Source organism: Maridesulfovibrio salexigens DSM 2638, from assembly GCF_000023445.1.
In the GTDB taxonomy this organism is placed as follows: Bacteria; Desulfobacterota; Desulfovibrionia; order Desulfovibrionales; family Desulfovibrionaceae; genus Maridesulfovibrio; species Maridesulfovibrio salexigens.
In genome coordinates, this window is sequence record NC_012881.1 from 2,827,906 (window position 1) to 2,849,464 (window position 21,559).

22 protein-coding genes are annotated in these 21,559 nt (G+C 47.2%); 15 read left to right on the forward strand and 7 right to left on the reverse strand.

The window, feature by feature from the left end:
- Positions 1–85 precede the first annotated feature (85 nt).
- Both DESAL_RS12990 and DESAL_RS12995 read left to right on the forward strand, forming a co-directional pair.
- On the forward strand, positions 86–1,120 hold the full coding sequence (locus DESAL_RS12990; protein WP_015852448.1) for an esterase-like activity of phytase family protein: 1,035 nt from the start codon (positions 86–88) through the stop codon (positions 1,118–1,120).
- Between the two features lie 200 nt (positions 1,121–1,320).
- Positions 1,321–1,500 carry a hypothetical protein gene (locus DESAL_RS12995; RefSeq protein ID WP_015852449.1) on the forward strand — a complete coding sequence of 60 codons (180 nt, stop codon included), beginning with the start codon at positions 1,321–1,323 and terminating at the stop codon, positions 1,498–1,500.
- A 147-nt stretch (positions 1,501–1,647) separates the two neighbouring features.
- Here DESAL_RS12995 and DESAL_RS13000 read toward each other — a convergent pair whose 3' ends face one another.
- Positions 1,648–2,034 (reverse strand): DUF3568 domain-containing protein, encoded by a 387-nt coding sequence (locus tag DESAL_RS13000; RefSeq protein ID WP_015852450.1) that lies wholly within the window; start codon positions 2,032–2,034, stop codon positions 1,648–1,650.
- 430 nt (positions 2,035–2,464) lie between these two features.
- On the opposite strand from DESAL_RS13000, the gene DESAL_RS13005 reads away from it, so the two are divergent.
- From DESAL_RS13005 to DESAL_RS13020, 4 genes are all read left to right on the forward strand, one after another.
- Positions 2,465–3,757 carry a hypothetical protein gene (locus DESAL_RS13005; RefSeq protein ID WP_015852451.1) on the forward strand — a complete coding sequence of 431 codons (1,293 nt, stop codon included), beginning with the start codon at positions 2,465–2,467 and terminating at the stop codon, positions 3,755–3,757.
- A 136-nt stretch (positions 3,758–3,893) separates the two neighbouring features.
- Positions 3,894–4,694, forward strand: a complete 801-nt coding sequence (locus DESAL_RS13010) for a DUF3100 domain-containing protein (protein ID WP_015852452.1) — start codon at positions 3,894–3,896, stop codon at positions 4,692–4,694.
- Positions 4,694–5,152: a hypothetical protein gene (locus tag DESAL_RS13015; protein ID WP_015852453.1), complete on the forward strand. Its 459-nt coding sequence runs from the start codon at positions 4,694–4,696 to the stop codon at positions 5,150–5,152. The genes DESAL_RS13010 and DESAL_RS13015 overlap by 1 nt, the downstream gene beginning before the upstream one ends.
- Positions 5,153–6,298, forward strand: coding sequence for an amidohydrolase (locus tag DESAL_RS13020; RefSeq protein WP_015852454.1), 1,146 nt, complete (start codon positions 5,153–5,155; stop codon positions 6,296–6,298). It begins immediately after the preceding gene.
- Between the two features lie 62 nt (positions 6,299–6,360).
- Here the strand turns inward: DESAL_RS13020 and DESAL_RS13025 are convergent, their stop codons facing one another.
- The 6 genes from DESAL_RS13025 to DESAL_RS13050 form a co-directional block, all read right to left on the reverse strand.
- Positions 6,361–6,756: a response regulator gene (locus DESAL_RS13025; RefSeq protein WP_015852455.1), complete on the reverse strand. Its 396-nt coding sequence runs from the start codon at positions 6,754–6,756 to the stop codon at positions 6,361–6,363.
- A 234-nt stretch (positions 6,757–6,990) separates the two neighbouring features.
- A complete protein-coding gene (locus DESAL_RS13030) occupies positions 6,991–8,697 on the reverse strand; it encodes an FAD-dependent oxidoreductase (protein ID WP_015852456.1) in 1,707 nt (568 codons plus the stop codon).
- Between the two features lie 286 nt (positions 8,698–8,983).
- The gene (moaC, locus tag DESAL_RS13035; protein ID WP_015852457.1) at positions 8,984–9,460 is read right to left on the reverse strand and encodes a cyclic pyranopterin monophosphate synthase MoaC; all 477 of its coding nucleotides are present in this window, start codon (positions 9,458–9,460) and stop codon (positions 8,984–8,986) included.
- Position 9,461: 1 nt separating this feature from the next.
- Entirely contained in the window at positions 9,462–10,583 is a 1,122-nt protein-coding gene (dnaJ, locus tag DESAL_RS13040; RefSeq protein WP_015852458.1) for a molecular chaperone DnaJ, read from the reverse strand.
- Positions 10,584–10,586: 3 nt separating this feature from the next.
- The gene (rpoZ, locus tag DESAL_RS13045) at positions 10,587–10,808 is read right to left on the reverse strand and encodes a DNA-directed RNA polymerase subunit omega (protein WP_015852459.1); all 222 of its coding nucleotides are present in this window, start codon (positions 10,806–10,808) and stop codon (positions 10,587–10,589) included.
- A 37-nt stretch (positions 10,809–10,845) separates the two neighbouring features.
- Positions 10,846–12,096, reverse strand: coding sequence for a DUF4340 domain-containing protein (locus DESAL_RS13050; protein ID WP_197528743.1), 1,251 nt, complete (start codon positions 12,094–12,096; stop codon positions 10,846–10,848).
- Between the two features lie 267 nt (positions 12,097–12,363).
- Here DESAL_RS13050 and DESAL_RS13055 point away from each other — a divergent pair, with 267 nt between their 5' ends.
- The 9 genes from DESAL_RS13055 (at position 12,364) to DESAL_RS13095 (ending at position 21,469) form a co-directional block, all read left to right on the forward strand.
- On the forward strand, positions 12,364–13,113 hold the full coding sequence (locus DESAL_RS13055) for a tRNA lysidine(34) synthetase (RefSeq protein ID WP_015852461.1): 750 nt from the start codon (positions 12,364–12,366) through the stop codon (positions 13,111–13,113).
- Between the two features lie 76 nt (positions 13,114–13,189).
- Positions 13,190–14,095, forward strand: coding sequence for a M23 family metallopeptidase (locus tag DESAL_RS13060; RefSeq protein WP_015852462.1), 906 nt, complete (start codon positions 13,190–13,192; stop codon positions 14,093–14,095).
- A 180-nt stretch (positions 14,096–14,275) separates the two neighbouring features.
- Positions 14,276–15,079, forward strand: a complete 804-nt coding sequence (fliR, locus tag DESAL_RS13065; protein WP_015852463.1) for a flagellar biosynthetic protein FliR — start codon at positions 14,276–14,278, stop codon at positions 15,077–15,079.
- Between the two features lie 11 nt (positions 15,080–15,090).
- Entirely contained in the window at positions 15,091–16,152 is a 1,062-nt protein-coding gene (gene flhB, locus DESAL_RS13070; protein WP_015852464.1) for a flagellar biosynthesis protein FlhB, read from the forward strand.
- A gap of 68 nt (positions 16,153–16,220) precedes the next feature.
- Positions 16,221–18,308 (forward strand): flagellar biosynthesis protein FlhA, encoded by a 2,088-nt coding sequence (gene flhA, locus DESAL_RS13075; protein WP_015852465.1) that lies wholly within the window; start codon positions 16,221–16,223, stop codon positions 18,306–18,308.
- Positions 18,309–18,321: 13 nt separating this feature from the next.
- Positions 18,322–19,410, forward strand: coding sequence for a flagellar biosynthesis protein FlhF (locus tag DESAL_RS13080; protein WP_015852466.1), 1,089 nt, complete (start codon positions 18,322–18,324; stop codon positions 19,408–19,410).
- A gap of 104 nt (positions 19,411–19,514) precedes the next feature.
- Complete coding sequence (locus DESAL_RS13085; RefSeq protein WP_015852467.1) at positions 19,515–20,342, forward strand: MinD/ParA family protein; 828 nt, start codon at positions 19,515–19,517, stop codon at positions 20,340–20,342.
- Complete coding sequence (locus tag DESAL_RS13090; protein ID WP_015852468.1) at positions 20,284–21,075, forward strand: FliA/WhiG family RNA polymerase sigma factor; 792 nt, start codon at positions 20,284–20,286, stop codon at positions 21,073–21,075. Before DESAL_RS13085 ends, DESAL_RS13090 begins: the two co-directional genes overlap by 59 nt.
- Before the next feature lie 10 nt (positions 21,076–21,085).
- Complete coding sequence (locus DESAL_RS13095) at positions 21,086–21,469, forward strand: chemotaxis response regulator CheY (protein WP_015852469.1); 384 nt, start codon at positions 21,086–21,088, stop codon at positions 21,467–21,469.
- Positions 21,470–21,559 lie beyond the last annotated feature (90 nt).

A 21,559-nucleotide genomic window follows, 5' to 3' on the forward strand; every position in this document is an offset into this window, starting at 1 on the left:
TATACAAGAAACGTACCGTATTTAATCAAATTTTACGTAATCTGCATAGCTTATAATCCAAAAACGTCTTCTTCGAGATAAAAAAATGAAAAAACTCGTTATCTTCATTCTCATTCTTTTCAGTACTCCTCTGACCCTACTCTTCGGAGCATCAACAGAACTGAAAAATGCAGCACAGCCGGGACTTAATCCAGTTCCGATCACTTTAGTAAGTGAACAAGAGGGACCGCAAGCAGGAAAAAAAATTGAGCTATCTAGACCCGACCTTGAATACCGTGGAACCTTAATTCTAAACAGCCCCTACCCTGCTTTTGGAGGTTTTTCGGATATTTTACTCAGCAATGACCGCAAAACTTTTCTGGCAATATCCGATATGGGATTCTGGCTGAAAGGTTCTCTGAATTACAAACAAGACGGTTCACTAAAAAATGTTGAGCGTAGAGCCGAAATGGGGCAGCTGCTCAATACGGAAGGCAAGACTTTCGCAGTAAAATACTATGCTGACAGCGAAGCTCTATGCCGTGCTCCTGAATCAGGCTACCTTGTAGCTTTTGAAAGAGTCCATCGTATTAACCGCTACGATTCAGGCACACCTCTCGATCTTTCCGGAAAAGCGACCACTCTCTCTATCCCTGATCAACTGAAAAACTCACCAAAGAATGGAGGAATTGAGGCCATACTGAAACTACCGGACAACAGTATTTTCACCCTGACTGAAGGTGATGATTCAGTAAGCGCTCTTTCTAAAGCGGCACTATTCGTAGACGGTAAGTGGATTAACTTTGAATATAAACGAAACTCTCATTACCGCCCGACTTCTGCCGGAAATCTTGCCGATGGTAGAATCCTGATTCTTGAACGAAAATACCGTGGTCCCGGAACACTGGGAATCCGCTTCTGCACCATAAACAGAAATCAAATGAAGGAAGGAGCCGTCCTTAGCCCGGAATTCTTTTGTGAGATAAATCTTCCCATTCCACGCGACAATTACGAAGGTATGGATATCATTAAAGACAAAGAAGGAGCCCAGTGGATCTACATAATTTCCGATGACAATTTTTCTCCGGTCCAACATACTTTGCTGACCTTACTTGAACTGAAAAAGACAACTGCCAATTAGTCGTTATATTCTATATTATTACAGCTGATGTTTATAATTTATTCCTTTATTACAGACATTTATCCATAAAAACAAAATATCCTTACAATTCAAGAAGATTGAATTTATATCCATTTTTTTTGCTCAGAAGCGTTGTTTTGTTCCTCTGTAGAGGTTATCTTCTTTATAGGTAAATGTACCTTTAACCAACGGAGGAAGCCATGAAACAGAACAAGAGTCCGAAAACAAAGCCTAAAGTGACGGCCTGCCCGATCATGAACCTGAAGGACAAAAACGACCTGTTCATGATTTCAAGCGACAACTGGAATACTCAGGACAACCGCACTTTCATCATGAATGCAGATTTCCGTCAGATGGATTCAGCACGAGACAAAAAATAAATGGTCTCTGACCGTCCTCCTTCCCATTCCCGCAACAATTATTCCCTGCCGATCCCCCCTTTAAATAAATCATGAAGGGGGGATGAAAACAAAAAAGGCACCCTACTTACAGCAGGATGCCTCTAGATAATTACCACTAAAAATCAATTAGAAGTTCTTATTAATAGCCGACAGAATTCTTCGGGAAGCATCTTCGTCGCCTAAAATTCCGTATCTGACAGTAACTTCAGTCACTTTCGTAGAAACATAGGTCAGATCAATAAACACATCCTTATCTACATCCAATGCTTTAATTGACGCATCACTAAGTCTTTTTTTGTTCTCTTTAACCGTCAGATTCAAATCCTGACAGGCTTTGAGTGCTGCCTTATAAGTGCTGCCCAGATCAGCATTAAACTTCTGTTTAGCCTGACCAGTTATATATACATATGTGCCGCCAGCAGCAGCCCCGCCAAGCACAACAGCTGCGCAACCGGAAACAGCAATACACATGGAAAAAGCAAGGCAGAGAGCTAAAATTCGATTTTTCAACATAATGCAACTCCTTGGCATAAATATTTTCAAATTAAATATCCTGTCGCCTGCGGCGGGTCAACAATTCCCTAAGGCACGAACCAGTATAGCAAGACAGCCCCCTCCTCAGCAATGAGACAAAGAAGCACTTACACTTATTTACCCGTCATCAAAATCTGAGTTTACATTATTTTTTTTGCGAAATACGTAATTACACCCGCACATCACTCACCAACAAGAACATCAAAAGACCAAACTTAACGCAAAGTGCCACTTAAACCGCACAATAACGCACTTGAACGAGCCATAGACTTTTCCTGCCTACTTGACACTCTTACCTGTAGCAGGCACAGTAGCCCTTATTTAGGGCATATTTGTGACATGGCCTAAATTGAATTTCGAGCAAAGCTCTACGCAATCCGCAATAATAATTTTTAAAATCCGCAATCAAATGCCTGCAATGAAAATCGGCTGTATCGGCCCTTCCGATTCCATCAATCTAGTTACAGAGGTAGCCGCCAGATGCTGCCCGGACATCACCCTGCTTACTTATGTAAGAGAACGGGCAGAAGATTCATGGCAGGTGCTTGAACAATGCCAGCGTGAAACAAGCGGAACCCTTTTTACCGGCATTGCGGTACAGGAAGGAGCCAAGGCCCGGGGAACGATAACCAATCCCTACGAGCACATCCAGCGCGGTGGATACAGCCTGTTGCGAGTGCTTTCGGAAATGAACCGGAAAGGCATCAAATCCGGCAGGCTCAGCATTGACGTGGTCAGTGACGATATTCTTGTTGAGGTTGTGCGCGAATTCGGAGTGGAACTGGAGGATATCCATTCCATGCCTTATGCCTTGCATCTCAGTGAGCAGGAATATTTAAACCGCCATATCGAGCTTTACGAATCAGGCAAAGTTGAAGCGATCGCAACCGGATTCGGATATGTATACAGCGAACTCAAGAAACAGGGTCTTCCGGTTTTCAGACTTTATGCCAGCACTCTGCAAATTCGCGATTCGCTAAGCAGGCTGACCGGGCGAATCAAAAACTTAAGCCTGCGCTCTGCCGGTATTGCCATCCAACTTGTAAAACTCAAATCCATCACCCGCAGTTCCATCAACCAATACGATGATATGAAGAACGGAGGCAGATTTTATCTGGAACTCCTCGAATACGTTCGCGCTATTCAAGGCAGTCTCTTCAACTTCGGAACTGAAGAATACGTAATTTTTGCCACCCGCGGACTAATCGACAGCAAACCGCACCGCGAACATTTTGAAAGACTGCTCAGCTGGGGGCGTGAGCGTAACATAATTTTTTCTTCCGGCATCGGTATCGGGGCAACAGCCTTTGAAGCTGAGAAATCAGCCCGCAAAGCTCTGGATAATGCAGTGAAACTCGACAAAGGAGGGCTTTTTATTGTCGAGGGAACGCAGATTCGAGGCCCCATCGGTGAGGAAGATGAGCTGGAGTACAGCACACATGTCGTTGACGACAAGTTGCTTGAGATGTCTAAGAAAATAGGCATCAGCCCCAGCTATCTGGATAAAATCAGGTCCCTTATGGACAAAACCCGCAAAGACACTTTTGACACCTCGGACTTTGCCGCCTGCCTAGGAATTGGCGAGCGCAGTGCCCGCAGAGTCTTAAAAAAGTTTTTGGACAGCGGTTTTGCAGAAATCAACGGCAGGGAAGTGGCAAATCAGGTAGGCCGTCCCAAAAAGATGGTCCGCTTGTTGATTTAAGGGACACTGCTTTTTTTCGGCGCATTTTCGGACACATTTATGTCGTGTCCGAAATAAATTATGGTCTTGCCTGCAAAGGCATTTTATTCAACAACTTTCCGGCTGCCATACGCAGCCAACATCAGTGGAGTGTTTTATGAATGAAGCTGTGAAAAACGTTAAACTGCACCTTGTGGTTCTCGCTCTGGTCGTAGTTTCCGAACTCATAGGAATTATGACTTTTAAAGTAGGTCCGGGTAAACTGGTGCTGCTGCCCATGCTTTATGCAATGTTTATCGGTATCTTCCTCGGCCCCAAATTCTGCAAAGTCGTAAAAGAAAAGGATATGTTTCAGGCCAGCACACTTGTAGGTCTGACTCTGCTTCTGCTTATGGCCCGTTACGGAACACTTGTAGGTCCGAAATTCTTTGAAATCCTCAAGGCCGGCCCTGCTCTGGTTCTGCAGGAATTCGGTAACATTGCCACCCTGCTTCTCGGTATCCCCATCGCTATGTATCTTGGACTGAAACGTGAAGCCGTAGGCGCTGCCCACTCCATCGCACGCGAACCGAACGTTGCTCTCATCGGTGACATCTACGGCCTCGACTCCGCTGAAGGACGCGGCGTAATGGGCGTATACATCTGCGGTACTGTTTTCGGAACCATCTTCTTCGGCTTAATGGCTTCTTTCCTCGCTGCCTTTGAAATCTTCCACCCCTTCGCGCTGGCTATGGCCTCCGGCGTTGGTAGTGCAAGTATGATGACTGCATCCGTTGGTAGCCTCAGTGCCGCATATCCGGAAATGGCTGAGCAGATTCAGGCTTTCGGTGTAGCAAGTAACACCCTCTCCGGTATCGACGGCGTGTACATGTCCCTGATTCTGGCCCTGCCCATGTCCAACAAGCTCTACAACTATATTTACAAACTCAAATATAAAACTGCTCCGGAGGCCGTATAATGACTAAGCAGCAAAACCTCATAGAATCCGTAGCCGTTCTCGTACTGGTAAGCATCATGGTTCTTATCGGTAACTATGTTGGCTTCAACAACAACATGGTGGAAGCCCTGCCCGGTATGGGCATCCTGCTCCTGCTCTGCATAGCCGGTGTGGCCACCAACATGTTTGTATTCAAAAAAATCCCTTCCGTACTCTTTGTCATCACTTACGGCGTAATTGTCAGCCTTCCGGGATTTCCCATGTCCGAAGCAGTCAACGCCTATGTAGCCAAAGTACACTTTCTGGCTCTGACCACCCCCATCCTTGCCTATGCTGGTGTATCTATCGGTAAGGATCTTGACACCTTCAAGAAAAGCGGCTGGCGCATTGTCATCGTAAGTATCTTCGTCATGATCTCCACTTACCTCGGCTCCGCAGCCATTGCCCAGAGCGTGCTCAAGTTCATGGGAGACATTTAAATGGCTTTGAATTCTGAAGTTCTTGCCCTTCTTGACGAAATGAAGGAAATCCGCCGCAATATCCACCGCAACCCCGAAGTGGGCCTGGAGACAGTGGAAACCGCAAAATTGATCAAGTCCAAACTTGATGAATACGGTATTCCTTACTCCGATTGCGGTGTGAACTCTGTGGTAGCTGAGATAAAAGGCGGAGAAGGCGACACAACTGTGGCTTTCCGTGTTGATTTTGATGCCCTTGAGATGGAAGAAGAAAACGACTTCGCCTACAAATCTCAGGTTCAAGGCAGAATGCACGCATGTGGTCACGATGGACACTGCACCTCTTTGATCGCACTTGCTGCCTACCTCTCCAAGAACCGTGATTTTAACGGCACAGTACTCCTTCTTTTCCAGTCCGGCGAAGAAGGATACGAGGGAGCACTTAGAGTTATCGAAGACGGTTTCTTTGATAAATACAAAGTGGACTACATGTTCGGATTCCATAACTGGCCCGGACTTGAGACCGGCAAAATTGCCGTTCACAACGGTGCCTGCATGGCATCCGAAGACCGCTTTGAAATCTACGTGACCGGAAAAAGCGGGCACGCTTCCATGCCTCACGTCAGCAACGAACCATTTGCCGCTGTTGCGGATATCATCAAAGGGTTGCAGTCCATAATCGTCCGCAAGGTACCCTCTCACGAACGCGGTGTAATTTCCATTACCCAGGTTCACGGAGGCAGCATGCGGAACGGAATCCCTGACCGCGTCATGGTTCAGGGGAACGTTCGTACCTGCAACGAGGATGTTCAGGATCTCATTGAAGAATCCATAGGTCAGGTAGCCAAGGGTGCTGCGACCATGTACGGAGTTAAAGCGGAGCTGGATTATGTCCGTAAACATCCGGTACTGGTTAACTCAGTTCCTGAAATAGGCTTAAAAGCGGCAGAAAAGGTTGTCGGCGCGGAAAACGTCGTTACCGACATGGAATCATCCATGGCTGCTGAAGACTACGCTTTCTTCATGAAGCACACCAAGGGATGCTATGTCTGGATCGGCAACGGCTCTGACTCCGCCGCCCTGCACAACAGCAAATATGATTTCAACGATGAAATCCTGCCTGTTGCTGCAAGCTTCTTCATCGCCGTCATTGACGAGCTTCTGTAATAAAAAAGCGGGGCCCTCCACAGGCCCCGCTTTTTTATTACAGCTTGTTCAGTCGAAATTTCTTAAAGAATGTTATTCTCACGCAGCTCGTTCATGACCTGCACCTTGCTAAAAGGTTTTACGATATAACAACTGGCATATCCCTTAAAAAAGGCCTGACTGACATTTTTGGTGTCCTTCAGGGAAGTGATCATGACCAGCTTGAATTCATCCGGCCCATCAACCTTCAATTCTTTCTCCAGATCACGCAACTTCTTGGTTGCTTCATGACCGTCCATTTCAGGCATAAGAATATCCATAAACACCGTATCGAACGGGTCTTCTTCTTCATACGCCTTCTTGTAAAGTTCAATGGCATCAGATCCGTTGAACACTGCCTCACATCTGGCATACGGTGAGAGCAGCTTACTCAGGTACATGTGGACGGTTTCATCATCGTCAATAATTAGAAACCTCATATCCCCTCACTTACACAGTATCAAAGTTAGATATAATTCAAGACCTGCAATTTGTTTAATTTCTACTCTATACAATAAAATAAATAAAAAACCATAGCAACTTGAAATTCAAAAAATACGCCCATATCTGCAAACAGATTCGCTATACCCATGCAATCTGCCAACATCTTATATTAAAACAAAAAAACGCCGTCCCAAAATAGAGACGGCGTTTCAGATAAAGTAATATTACAGCTAGATATCAACGCCGTAAGCCTTGATGACCGCCATTCCACCCTGAGTGTTATGGACCTCTTCAAAGCCAAGAGCATCAAGCATAATCTGAGCTTCATAGGAACGGCCACCGGTGTTGCAGACCAGCACCAGTTTCTTGTCCTTGGGCAGCTCTTCATATCTTTTAGGGATCTCACCCTGAGGGATATTGTGCCAATGTTCAGGATACTTTTCGAGAAAAGGCTCAGCATCGGCTTTTTCACGTACATCGAGGAAGCAGTATTCACCGCTTTCGCGATTATCCCAATACTCGGCAAAAATATCAGGACCATGACCGTGGTTCATACCATTAATAGCGTTATCGGCCATGTTGGCGATAGCGTTTAGAACATCCATGGCAGAAGCAAACGGCGGAGAGTAAGCCACTTCGAGATTGCTGACATCTTCGATTGTAGGCTGGTATTTCATGATCGCAGCCACTGCGTTGATACGACCGACGAGAGCATCGCCACCAGCAGAAATACCCTGAATACCAAGGACTCGGCGGGTTGCCTTATCTACAACCATCTCAAGGGTCATCATATCTTTTTCAGGATAGAAATGAGCACGGTCAGCCATGATCAACATCACGCTGATAGCATCAAATCCTGCCTGCTTCGCAGCACCAAGGCTCATTCCGGTACCGGACATAGCCCGCTCGAAAATCTTAACGCACCATGAGCCTGCTGCGGCGGGAAAAGTTTCCTTGCGTCCGGCAAGGTTACCGCCGATGACCCTTCCCTGTCTGTTAGCCATGGAACCCATAGGCAGGAACAGGGGAGAACCGTCTACAGCATTTTTGATGATTGCGCAGTCACCACCGGAGAAAATCAGGGGATCGGTAGTACGCATGGTTTCATCAACCATGATACCGCCGCGCTCGCTGCACTCAAGGCCGCATTCACGAGCAAGCTTATCGTTAGGGATAACGCCCGCAGAAATAATTACGATATCGGCTTCGACTTCACCGTCAGAGGTAATTACGCGCTCAACTTTACCGTCACCTTCAATTCTGGAAACAGTCTGGCCGAGTTTGAAGGAAACGCCTTCTTCTTCCATATGTTTCTGGCCCATCTTTGCCAGTACCGGGCTGCACATACGGGGCAGAATCTGGTCGAAAATTTCTACAACAGTGGTTTCAATGCCCCACATGTCGGAAAAGGCTTCAGCCATTTCAAGACCGATGAATCCTGCACCAACCACAACAGCTTTTCCGTACTGACCCTTGGTGATACCTTCTTTGATCTTTTCTGCGTCATGCATATTGCCGACATAGAAAACATTTTCAAGCTCTTCACCGGGGAGACCGAGCTTACGGGGAGTGGCTCCGGTACCGATTACGAGCTGGTCGTAATCAAGAACACTCTTTTCGCCTGTCTTCAGGTTTGTGATGTGAACCTGTTTGTTTTCACGGTCGATTTTGGTGGCTTCGGTGGAAGAAAGAACTTCCACGCCTTTGATGTCGTTGAAAAACGGTTCATCACGAACCATATGGAAAGCGGTGGTACGAAGCTGGTTGGCCTCGGACACATCTCCGGAGACAAAATAAGGAATACCGCAACCGCCGTAGGAAAAAATTTCGTCCCTGTCGATAAGGGTAACGCGGGCATCCTGCCTGATTCTCTTATAACGGCAGGCCGCTTTGGGACCAAGTGCAACAGCACCGATGACAACTACATGTTCTGACATGAACTGAACCTCTGTTTTGAGATTTACATAACTACTGAAAAGCATCCAAATCAGTAGGGGAATTGTCTTTGGTCTACGAACTAATCATTTTAATGGATAAACGCAAGCGGCTTAGAGAAGAAAAGCATGGTGCAATTGACGCCTTAAGCCTTTTTGCACAAGGGTTTAAGAAACCTGACAAGCTGTTACCATGTCCCGTATATAGCGTGGACAGCCAATTTTCATAAAAAAGACCGCAATATCTCGAAAGATATTACGGTCTTTTTTAAATTATCAAATTTAAAGCTTACTCTGCCTTAAACACCCCGGATTTACCGCCTTCTTTGTAGACGAGTCGTACATCAGAAATGATAACATCCTTCTGTACAGCCTTGCACATGTCATAAATGGTGGCACAGGCAACCTGAACGGCTACAAGAGCTTCCATTTCAACACCGGTTTTACCGGTACAGCGGGCCTCACCTTCAACTTCGATGGTCAGTTCGGCATCGTTAATTGCAAAACGCACATCAACGTAGCTGAGTGCAATAGGATGGCAGAGCGGAATGAGGCGATGAGTTTCCTTGGCCCCCATGATGCCGGCAATCTTAGCTGAAGCAAGGGCATCCCCTTTAGGAAGAGCCTGCTGCTTAAGCAGATTGAAGGTCTCCTCGTTAAGGATGACCCGTCCCTTGGCAATGGCTGTGCGTTTGGTGTCCGCCTTAGCGGCCACGTCCACCATTACGGCATTGCCTTCGGCATCAATGTGGGAAAACTCACTCATGCTACTCACCCATCACTTTATCTTTCGCTTTTTTGAAAAGCTTTTTAACTTTTTTCATGGGCTTCTCTTCATCAAGGGCTTCAAATTCCCTGAGAAGCTCTTCCTGCCTGCTGTTCAAGCCGGTCGGAGTCTTGACCTTAACTTCCACCAGCAAGTCGCCCTTGTGAGAGCTGCCGAGGTAAGGAAGGCCGAGTCCACGGAGCTGGAAGACTTCACCGGACTGGGTTCCCTTGGGAATGTCCATTTCGATGGGCTCATCCAGAGTGGGAACTTCGAGCTTGTATCCCAGCGCAGCCTGAACAAAAGTAATCTCGGTGCTCAGGACAAGATCCTGTCCCTGACGCTTGAAGACCTTGTCCGGCTCCACAGTGATGACCACATAAAGGTCACCGTGGGGGCCGCCATTCATTCCGGCTTCACCTTCACCGCGCAGACGCAGACGTGAGCCATTGTCCACACCGGCAGGAATACGCACATTCAGATCTTTCTGCTTGCGCACATATCCGGCACCGCGACACTCAGAACATGGATCGGTAATAACCTTACCCCGTCCATTACATGCGGGACAGGGAACGGAAATACGGAAAAAGCCCTGATTCTGCTCAACAGCTCCCCTGCCGCCACAATGGGAGCAGGTCTCTGGGGATGTTCCGGGCGCGGAACCGCTACCCTCGCAGGTGTCACAGGTATCGGTTACCGGGATATTCAGTTCAACTTCGGTTCCCTTGGCTGCATCACGAAAAGACACAGTCAGGTTGTAACGGAGGTCGGAACCGGCCTGCATGCGGTTTGCACCGCGGCCGCCGCCACCGAAACCGAAGATATCGCCGAAGATATCGCCGAATGCGCCGAAAATATCCTCGGAAGACTGGAATCCACCAAATCCGCCATTCATACCGTTCATGCCTTGATGGCCGAAGCGGTCGTAACGGCTCCTTTTTTCAGGATCCCGCAGAACGTCATAGGCTTCCGCGGCTTCCTTGAATTTCTCTTCAGCTTCCGCATTACCCGGGTTACGGTCAGGGTGAAATTCCATAGCCTTCTTACGATAGGCTCTTTTAATTTCCCCTTCCTGGGCTTCTCTGGAAACTTCTAAAACTTCATAATAGCAACGTTTTGACATGACTTATTCGCTGCCGGGCTTTTTACCATCGGCAGTGTGGTAGCTCTCGGGAAGTACCTTGGTAGCGGCAATTTCCCTGAGGGCGGTTACGATTTCTTTGTTTTTGGATTCAACAAGAGGAGAGTAACCTTCACGATACTGCTTCACTCTTTTAATGGCCATCTGGACAATAAGGAATCTGTTACCAACCTCAGCCAGACAATCTTCAACTGTGATTCTTGCCATGCGATCTCCAACACAATGGTTTTACCGGGTATCCCGGTTATTTTCTGAGAGGAATCTGACCCTGTAGGTCTTCAAGCAGTTTGTCGGATACAGGATAGTATCCACTGCCATCGCCTAAAGATAGCCAGCATTGTCCATCGGGCAGTTCTGGATCTGAATAAAAAGACACTTTAACGACGCGTTTGCCGCTCTCGTCCATTAACTCCAAATCCATTACCTTTTCGGAAGTTTCCGAAAGGGATGCCTTTGGTTCCGCCTCGAATTTTAATTCATTAAGTCGCCATAAGGACATGTCAATGCCCAGCAGCGGCTTTTTATCCTCAAAATTAATCCAACTCTTATCGGATTTAATTCCGGTAAAAGTCTGATTGCCCTGCACTACCCTTACGGTTCCAAGCTTTCCGGTAGCAATGGAAACAACATTTCGCTGCTGCATTGCAAAAGCTTTCTTATCCAATTGCTCGTAATGTTCTTTACTGAGAACCAGATATCCGCTCTGGGAAGATGATCGGGCAAAATAAAATTTTTCTCCATCACCCGGTTCAAAAATTTCAAGAGTCTCAACTTTTTTACCGGACAATGAAATTTCAATATTTAAAAGAATCCTGTTTTCCTTATTAGGAATGCTAGAAACAAGACCTTTTGCAGGCACCTCAAGCAAAGAATGGAGGAAAAGGTCCACTTCACTGCCGCTGGCCTGTTTCCCCCCAAGGGGAGCGGGAAAAGAAAACATGAACGGTCCGTCCTTGCGGACTAGAGTCCATGAAAAAGAGCCTCCATGGCCCAAAGAAATAGCGACAACCTCATCCGGATTTCCCGAAATCAGATGCAGATTATAGTAATATTCAGCCGGGAACTCGCATCGACTGACCATCTTTTCTCCAAGCAAGAAGAGACTGCCTTCTTCTTTGGAGTTAAGGGCATAAAAACCTTCGCCGGAAGGATTTTCTGAGCCGACAGAAATAGCAAGCTCCTGCCCACCACCGGCGGCGATGCGCAATCGGGGAGATTCGAAACCATATTCAGCAGGAACGGGTTCCGACACACGCCCCATAAAACGCAAAGCTTTATCCTGAGCTAAAACATCAAGCAGGGAATTCACCTTGGTCAGATCAGCTTCAACTGTACCGTTCCAACCATGCTGGGCAACTCCCCAACCATCAGTCCTTCGGACCAGTGAAAAGCAATCTTCTCCCAACGAGCACACGTCAAGCCTGTCTACCTGATCCTTATTAAGAACAGGCCAAACAGGCTCAGCTCGTTCAACCGGTTTCTTCGGCGAACTCAAATAAAAGGCTCCGCAAACAATGGAGACCAGAGTCAAAAATATTAAAAACCTTTTCAGCACAAACAGCACCTTGGGATTACTAGACTCACGACATTATTCAACAACGGAGCAATTTGCTAAAATAAGAGATATAAACTTGCATGTCAACCTATTTTAAGGCAGAATCCCTATCCCGTCGGTCTGAAATAGACTCCGACGCTAATTCGATATCAATAAAATATAAATACGATTTTTTCCACAACTTATTAGATATACTTGGAGCAAGAAATGGCCAAATGGGGAAAACTGAGCTTTGCCCAAAAAAAATGCGTATCCACTGTGGGTATGCTCATGCAGAAAACCGAAATGGTCAAAGATGGAGACCGCATCGGCATTGCAGTATCCGGAGGAGTTGACAGTTTCGTACTCATCCGCACTATGCTCATCAGGCAAGCCATCATACCATTTAATATTGAACTCATGGTGCTGCATGTTAACCCCGGTTTTATTCCCGACAGCCACTACCCTCTTTCTGACTGGTGTCGCGAAAACGGAATTGCCTCCCATATCGAACTTACCGACTATGGTCCGAGAGCCCACGGCCCTGAAAACAAAAAAAAATCTGCATGTTTTTATTGCAGCAGATTGAGACGCAAAAGACTATTCGAACTCTGTGACCAATACAATTTAACCCACCTCGCCCTCGGGCATACTGCAGACGATCTGGTAACTACGTTTCACATGAATATGCTTCAGAACGGACGAGTCCAAGGTCTCTCTGCCAATGAGTCTTTTTTCAAAGGAAAACTGCAGGTTATCAGACCAACTTTGATGCTTGAAAAGAAATACATCAAAGCAGCGGCACGGCAGTGGGAACTCCCTATCTGGAGCAATAAATGCCCCTCCAACGACAACACCAAACGCAGTGAAATCAACAACTGGCTGGAAGACGAATGGCGAAAAATGCCCGGTTCCAGAAACAATACCTTTAATGCTTTAAGACGCTGGCAGCTTGACTTAAACATGAAAACATCTTAAAAATTTTTCAAATTTATTGCGCCTGTTAACCAGAGACATTTTTAACGTCATAATTAAGCAAGGCCCAAAACAGATCATGCTATCAAAAAAATACCACGTAGTTATATTTAAAAACCCCTGCGACAATGCCCGTAAATTTCAGCTCCGCGGCTGGATATTCTTTTTCATCTTCGCTCTTATCGCAGGCCTAGCCGGAGGAAACATATACCTCTGGAAGTATTACCAAAACTATTCAGGACTGGAAAACAATCTGGCCCGTGCCGAAAAAGCTGTACAGGAGCAAAAGGCACAGCTCATCTCTCTTTCACAGAAGATGCAGAACATTTCACAGGACCTCGACCGGGTTCACAACTTTGACTCCAAATTACGCGTAATGATCAACCTCGACCAAGGCAACGTTCAAAACGTAGCCCCTAAAGGCGGATCAACCGGAGCCGATTTTTCCAACAGTTACCTGCCTCTGTACAGACAGGAATTGCTTGTCCGCAAAATGCACGATTTTCTCGCGCAACTCAGCACAGAAGCAAAGCTGGAGGAAGTGCGCCAGCAGGAAATCATCCACTCGATGCGTTCCAAACAGGATGCTTTGGATGCAACACCGTCCATCTGGCCTGCAGAAGGCTGGGTAACTTCACCTTTCGGTTGGAGAAGCTCACCTTTCACCGGCAAACGTGAATATCACAAAGGTATTGATATTTCCTGCCCCACCGGAACCCCCATCTATGCTCCGGCCAAAGGAACCATCTCTTTTTCCGGCGTTCAGGGCGGATACGGCAAGCTGGTAAAAATCAACCACGGAGCCAACCTCTCCACCCGCTACGGACATATGAAACAGCCCATAGTAAAGAAAGGACAAGAGGTAACCCGAGGTGAACTTATCGGTTACGCAGGTAACACCGGTCGTTCCACCGGCCCGCATGTTCACTACGAGGTAAGACTTGGCGGTGTTCCGGTAAACCCAATGCGTTACATACTTAACTAAGCTATCAGAAATCGAACTCCAAGGTCCGTAGAGTAATCACTCTACGGACCTTTTTTATTGGATTTGTTGAAAAAAAGTTACCTTAATGACCAACCGGGCTTTGCCCTCCGCGACTCTTAGTGATAATAGAGCGTAAAGAATGGGTCCTGATTTTGCAGACCCGTCTGAAACGAGGACAGCATGACTTTTTTTAATTTCAATCCCAGCGATCTAATGAGCTTTTATCTCACCCTGTTCAGGGTGAGTATTGTGCTGTTTTTACTCCCTTTTTTCGGAGGAAACTCTATCCCCAAAACAGTTAAGGCCGCACTTACCATTGTTTTGACGCTTGGCATCTGGCCCCATGTAACCTTTGAAGGAAGCCTCATGCCAGCAAGTCCTTACAATATTGCCCTGATGATTCTGGGAGAAATGGTACTCGGGCTGGTCATGGGAATCTCCGTTCATGTCATGTTTGCAGCAATCCAGACAGGTGGTAACCTCATCGGGGTTCAGATGGGTTTCTCAATGGTTAACGTCCTCGACCCGCTAACCGGAACCAACGAAGCTGTCACCGCCCACTTCCTATATATGTGTGCGATTCTGGTTTTCCTGAGTATCAACGGACACCTTTACTTGATGTCTGCTATGGTAGAGAGCTTCAAATATATTCCACCGGGCCAGATCTTCATCTCATCCACTCTGACCAGCCAGATCATGTCTATTTCGAAAGACCTGTTTGTTCTTGCTGTAAAAGTAGCATCACCAATTATCGCAACCATTTTCGTTGTTGACCTCGGCCTTGCCTTGATCAGTAAAATGGCTCCCCAGATGAACGTACTCATGCTCGGTTTTCCTCTCAAAATTTTAGCAGGCTTCTTTGTTCTCAGTCTCGTATTCACTGTTCTCTCACTGCATGTGGGAGAATTTGTGGCTGACCTGCCCAAATATTTATTAAGCATAATTAAAGCCGGCAGCCCGCCAGCCATGCCAATCGGTAACTAGGAGGATGCTGCATGTCTAAAGATCCTAGTAAAACTGAGAAGGCGACACCCAAACGGATAGATAAAGCCCGGAAAGACGGGAGTGTCGCCAAAGGTGAGGAAATGGGCAAAATAATGACCCTTATTGCAGGTGTAATCTGCCTGCGGGCCATTATGGACATGTACTACGAACAATTCTATGAAATATTCCAATGGTTTTTTACCAAAGGCATATTCATTGATTTGGATAAACAATCTGTTTACCAGCTTTTTCAATGGTGCTCTCAAAAACTGGCTCTCATACTGCTCCCACTATTCCTGTTTATCGCCTTCATAGCCTTTCTTGTTCTGCGCCTTCAGGTCGGCAAATTATGGACCACGAAAGTATTCAAACCCAAATTCTCAAAGATGTTCAATCTGGTGCAAGGGTTTAAGAGACTGATATTTAATGTCAAAACAATAATCAGACTCGTTAAAAGTCTGCTTTTCGCCATCATAGTAGGAATCGCACCCTACATAATCATCAAGAATGAAGTGGGAAACTTCCTGCCTCTCTTTTATTCCAGTGCCCATGAACTGGCCATCTACATGCTGCAGATCGGCTACAAAATGGTCACTTACACCATGCTGCCTATGCTGGTTCTTGCTTTAGCCGACCTCTGGTATCAGCGCTACAATTACCAGGAAGAAATGAAAATGACCAAAGATGAAGTAAAAGACGAGCGCAAACAGGCTGAAGGTGACCCGAAGATCAAACAGCAACAGAAGCAAAAAATGATGGCAATCCTCCAGCAACGCATGATGGCCGAAGTTCCTAATGCTGATGTAGTCATCACCAACCCGACCCACTACGCCATTGCCTTGAAGTACGATCCTATGGTAGCCCCAGCACCATTGGTCCTTGCCAAAGGGATGAATAAAGTTGCTGAGCGAATCAAAGAAGTAGCCCGCGAAAACAAAGTGCCGATCCGAGAAAATAAACCTTTGGCACAGGCCTTGTATAAACAGGTTGAGATCGGTGACATCATTCCGGAAGAACTCTATAAGGCAGTTGCGGCTATACTTGCCAAGTTGAACAAATTTACCCGCAAATAAAGGCCTGAGCACCTCTTCCGGTGAGCATAAAGATCACCAGAAAACGACCTGAAAGGGGTGTCAAAATCATGGCCGAATCAAAATCGATAAATTACCAGAAATTTGCCAAGCAGGGCGATATCCTCCTCGCGGGCGGCGTTGTTGTCATTCTCTTCGTCATGCTCATTCCCCTGCCGACAATGTTTATCGACTTCATGCTCAGTGTAAGTATTTCACTGGGACTGGTAATTCTGATTACCTCCATGTTCCTGCAATCACCCCTTGAATTTTCCATTTTCCCTTCACTTCTGCTGGTAACCACCCTGCTCCGACTGGCTCTAAACGTAGCCACCACACGCGCCATCCTTCTTCACGGGGATGAAGGTACATCGGCTGCAGGTAGTGTTATTCAGAGTTTCGGTGAATTTGTTGTCGGTGGTAACTATGTCATCGGTATCGTCATATTTATGATTTTGTTCATCCTGAACAAAACAGTTATCGTACAGGGTACAACACGTATTGCGGAAGTTGCCGCACGATTCACTCTTGACGCAATGCCCGGTAAACAGATGGCGATTGAAGCTGACCTTAACTCCGGTCTTATCGATGAAGATGAAGCAAGATCCCAGCGAGAAAACCTCCGCCGCGAATCAGACTTTTACGGTGCCATGGACGGTGCCGGTAAGTTTGTACAGGGGGACGTTAACGCAGGTATGCTCATCACCGCCATTAACATCATCGGCGGAATTCTTATCGGTGTACTGCAAAAAGGAATGCACTGGACCGACGCAGCACAGACCTACACCCTGCTGACCATCGGTGACGGTCTCGTATCAACTATCCCTTCACTGATCATCTCCACCTCCGCCGGTATCATCGTTTCCCGTGCAGCAGCAGAAGCCAAGATGGGTGAAGAATTCATCGGACAGCTTACTTTTCATTCTAGGGCACTCAAGCTGGTATCCATCATTCTTGTGGTATTCGGGATTGTCCCCGGAATGCCCACCATTCCTTTCCTCTGCCTTGCTGCGATTATTTATGGAATATCTCTCCTCGGCCGCGACACTGAAGCAGAAGAGCAGAAGGAAGAAGAAAAAGCACAAAAAGCCAAGGCCGAACAGCCTTCACTGGACAGCCCGGAAGAAGTTCAGGCACTGCTGCCTCTAGACTCGCTGGAACTGGAAGTCGGCTACGGCCTCATCCCATTGGTTGATGAAGAACAGAGCGGCAACCTGCTTTCACGTATCCGCTCCATCCGCCGACAGTACGCACTCGATATGGGTGTCATTATCCCGTCACTGCACCTGCGTGACAACCTGCAGCTCAAGCCCGGTGAATACCGCGTGCTCATTAAAGGCAACGCTGTGGCCTCTGCTGAGATTCTCATCGACCACCAGCTGGCTATGGACCCGGGTGACGCAAAACACAGAATTAAAGGTATTGAAACAGTCGAGCCTGCATTCAACCTTCCTGCTATCTGGATTCCCGATACCCAGAAAGAAGAAGCAATGCTTGCCGGATACACAGTTGTCGACCCCTCAACTGTTATCGCAACTCACCTTACCGAAGTATTCCGCCGCAACCTCGGTGAATTCCTCGGCAGACAGGAAACACAGGATCTGCTGGACAACCTTTCTAAACGCGCTCCCAAGGCTGTTGAAGACCTCGTTCCTAACATCCTCTCCCTCGGCGTGGTTCAGAAGGTGCTCCAGAACCTCGTTCGCGAAAACGTATCAATTCGCGACCTGCTGACTATTGTTGAAGCACTGGCTGACTACGGTCCCTCCATTCAGGACCCGAACCAGCTGACAGAATACGTCCGCTCCCACATGAGCAGAACTATTATAAAGCCTTACCTTGCCAGTGACGGCAGCCTGCCCATCATGACCTTCGGCCCCAATGTGGATGCCAAGCTTAATGATGCGGTTCGTTCATCCGAAAACGGTGGTTTTCTGGCCCTTGATCCCGGCAGTGCCCAGCAGCTCATTCAAAGCGTTAATGCAACCGCTGAAGGTGTACTGGAAACTGACGGTCAACCGGTCCTCTTGTGTACTCCTCAACTGAGAAGCCACTTGGCACAACTGATGGTACGCTTCTTGCCTACAATCCCTGTAATATCGCAGGCCGAGATTCCTGCGAGCGTAAGAATCATGTCTGCGGGTACCGTAGAGTTCTAAAAAGGTTGGTAATATGCGGGTAAAAACATTCAGAGGTAGCAGCACTGCAGCGGTCTTCGCCGACATCAAAGCGGAATTCGGCGACAACGCTATTATCCTCAGCAACAAATCAGTTGAAGAGGACGGCCGCAAGATCCATGAGATCATGGTCGGCGTTGACGGTCAGGAAGAAGCTGTTCCGGCGCAGGAGACAAGGGACGAAGTCATTGATGCCGCAATGAACAACATCCCGGACTGGAATCAGGAGTGGAACCAGATCAAGGGACATATGATGGCCCTGCTGAAGCCGCAGATGAACCTGAACCTGCTTGCTCCCCGCCAGCGCCTCGCACTGGAATACCTTGAGAGAGAAGGTGTTGAAAACAAGGTCATCCTTGATCTCTTTCAACAGCTTCGCGGCGACAAGTCCAAAGCCATCCTGCCCGAACTGGAAAAAATAGCTCCTGTCCGCGCACTGGACTCAAAGAATTGGCCCCAGAAATTTCAGGCCCTCGCCGGACCGCACGGCGCAGGCAAAACCTCCACTATTATCCGCCTCGCACTTAAGGAAAAGAAAGAAAACCCCACAGCACGCATCTGTCTTGCCTCTGCTGATCAAGGACAAGGTAAAGGGCGTCTTGTCCTGCGCCACTACGCAGACCTTTCGGGGCTCGAATTCAGGGAACTGGCCAGTCGCGAAGATTTTGCCAAACTTATCGGTGAAAGCCGGAAATTTGACAGAGTCTTCATCGACCTCCCCGGTCTGGGCGGAAATGCAGAACTGGAAGGCTGGCTTACAGCATGCGGCATGCACGGTCCCTGCGATCTGGCAGTACATCTGGTACTGAACCCATATTACGCTCCGGCGCAATACACAGCTTTCCTTAAAAAATTCCAATCTTCAAAAGTAAAAAGCCTCATCTGGACCAAACTTGATGAGGCATGCAACTACGGAGCACTGGTCAACACTTCTTATGAAAGCGGCCTACCGGTTTCCCTACTGTCTTACGGCTCAGGATTAAGAAACAGCATGCAGCCGGCCTGTGAAAAAGACTTCTGGAGACTGGTCTTCAAACACCAGCTTCCAGTGCAGGAAAAAATGAATTTCGCTAAAGCGGTTTAACCGTTTTCTGCCCAAAAAAATAAGATAAATCAGGCACAATATTCGTTGCATAAAAATCGCTGGCAACGTAAACAGTATAGATAAATAAGAACAGGGTGATACAAATGAATTCCAATCTTCCCATGGTATTTTCAGTAACCTCCGGTAAGGGGGGCGTAGGCAAGACGAACGTTTCCGTAAACCTGGCCTACAACTTAAGCCGCATGGGCAAGAAAGTCTTGCTGCTGGATGCAGACCTCGGCCTCGCCAACGTTGACGTCCTGCTGGGCATTGCTCCCAAGTACAACCTTTTCCATCTCTTTCACGAAGGGACTGGTATCAGGGAAGTTCTTCACAAGACCGATTACGGATTCGACATCCTCCCTGCTTCTTCCGGCGTGAGTGACATGGTATCCCTTTCTACCGGCCAGAAACTGGACCTGCTGGAAGCAATGGACCACCTTGAAGAAGAGATCGACTACCTGATCGTTGATACCGGTGCAGGAATCAACGACAACGTTCTCTACTTCAACCTTGCAGTTCAGGAACGCCTTCTGGTACTGACCCCGGAACCGACCTCCCTTACTGACGCATATGCGCTTATTAAAGTCATGAAACTGCATCACGGGGTTGACAAATTCAAGGTTCTGGTAAACATGGCACCGGACATGAAAGGAGCCAAAGAAGTTTTCAAGAAACTCTATATGGCCTGTGACCATTTCCTTAGCGGAGTTTCTTTGGATCTGGTGGGAGTTATCCCCCGCGATCCCAACATGAGGCAGGCTGTCATCAAGCAGACTCCTCTGTGTAAGATTGCACCTTCAAGCCCGGCTTGTACCCAGATTGCTGAGACCGCTAAAAGAATAACCAAATGGAAAGCGACATCCGAGCTAGATGGTAATATCAAGTTCTTCTGGAAAAAACTCCTCTTCCAAGAACAGTCCGTGGCTTAATTTAGAGTCCGGATCTACTGGTTGGGAAGATTTTTCTCCCTCAGATCAAGAGGCGATAGTACGGCATTACTCACCGAAAATCCGTATTATCGCGCTCCGTATGAAAGCCAAGCTCCCGCAGAATGTGGAGCTGGGAGAGCTTATCAGTGCCGGAAGTTTAGGGCTTGTCGAATCACTTGGAAAATTTCGCCCTGAACTGAAGATCAAGTTCGAAACATACGCTGAAAACCGTATCAAAGGCGCCATGCTCGATGAATTGCGGCGCATGGACTGGTTTTCACGCGGACTGCGCCAAAAAGTTAAGACAATCGAGAACTGCATTCGCGAGATTGAGCACGAGACAGGCGAAAAACCTACCAGTGCTCAGCTTGAGGAAGCAACCGGATTTTCCGCCAAGGAAGTCCAGCAGGGACTCGAAGCCCTCCAGAATCAGCTTTGCGTCAATCTCGACGCATTTAACGACAATATTCCAAGCAACAAAGATTCCCAGCTTGATGATGAGCCGTTCCAGTCTGCAGTTTTTCAAGAAACAGTAGACAAGGTAGCTGATCTGATTGATAATTTGACGCCGAGGGAAAAACTGGTATTATCACTGTACTACGGGGAGGAACTCAATATGAAAGAGACCTCCGAAGTAATGGAAATTACAGAAGGCAGGGTATCCCAATTACACTCTCAGGCCTTGAAAAAATTGAGAAAAATGTTCCACGATAAATATTCTACGGAACCTTAAGGAGAAATAAATGGCGATTGATTACTCTATGAAAGTTCTTGTTGTGGATGACTTCGCAACCATGCGTCGTATTATTAAAAACATCCTCCGCCAGATCGGCTTCACCAACATTGTGGAAGCTGACGACGGAACAACTGCCTGGGAAACCCTGAACAAAGATGACAGCATCCAGTTCATCGTTTCCGACTGGAACATGCCCCAGATGACCGGCATTGAACTGCTGCGTAAAGTAAGAGCCAGTGAAGAGTTCGCCGATATTCCTTTCCTGATGGTTACTGCAGAAGCTCAGCAGGAGAACATCATTGAAGCTGTTCAGGCCAAGGTTTCCAACTACATTGTTAAGCCTTTCACCCCTGATACCCTCGGTCAGAAAATTAATAAGATTTTTGAATAAAAATTCCTGTTCAGCGGACATGTCACGGCATGTCCGCTGAACCATATTTCAGGCGGCAGCTAAGGCAATTCCGCCCGGAACCTTGTCTAT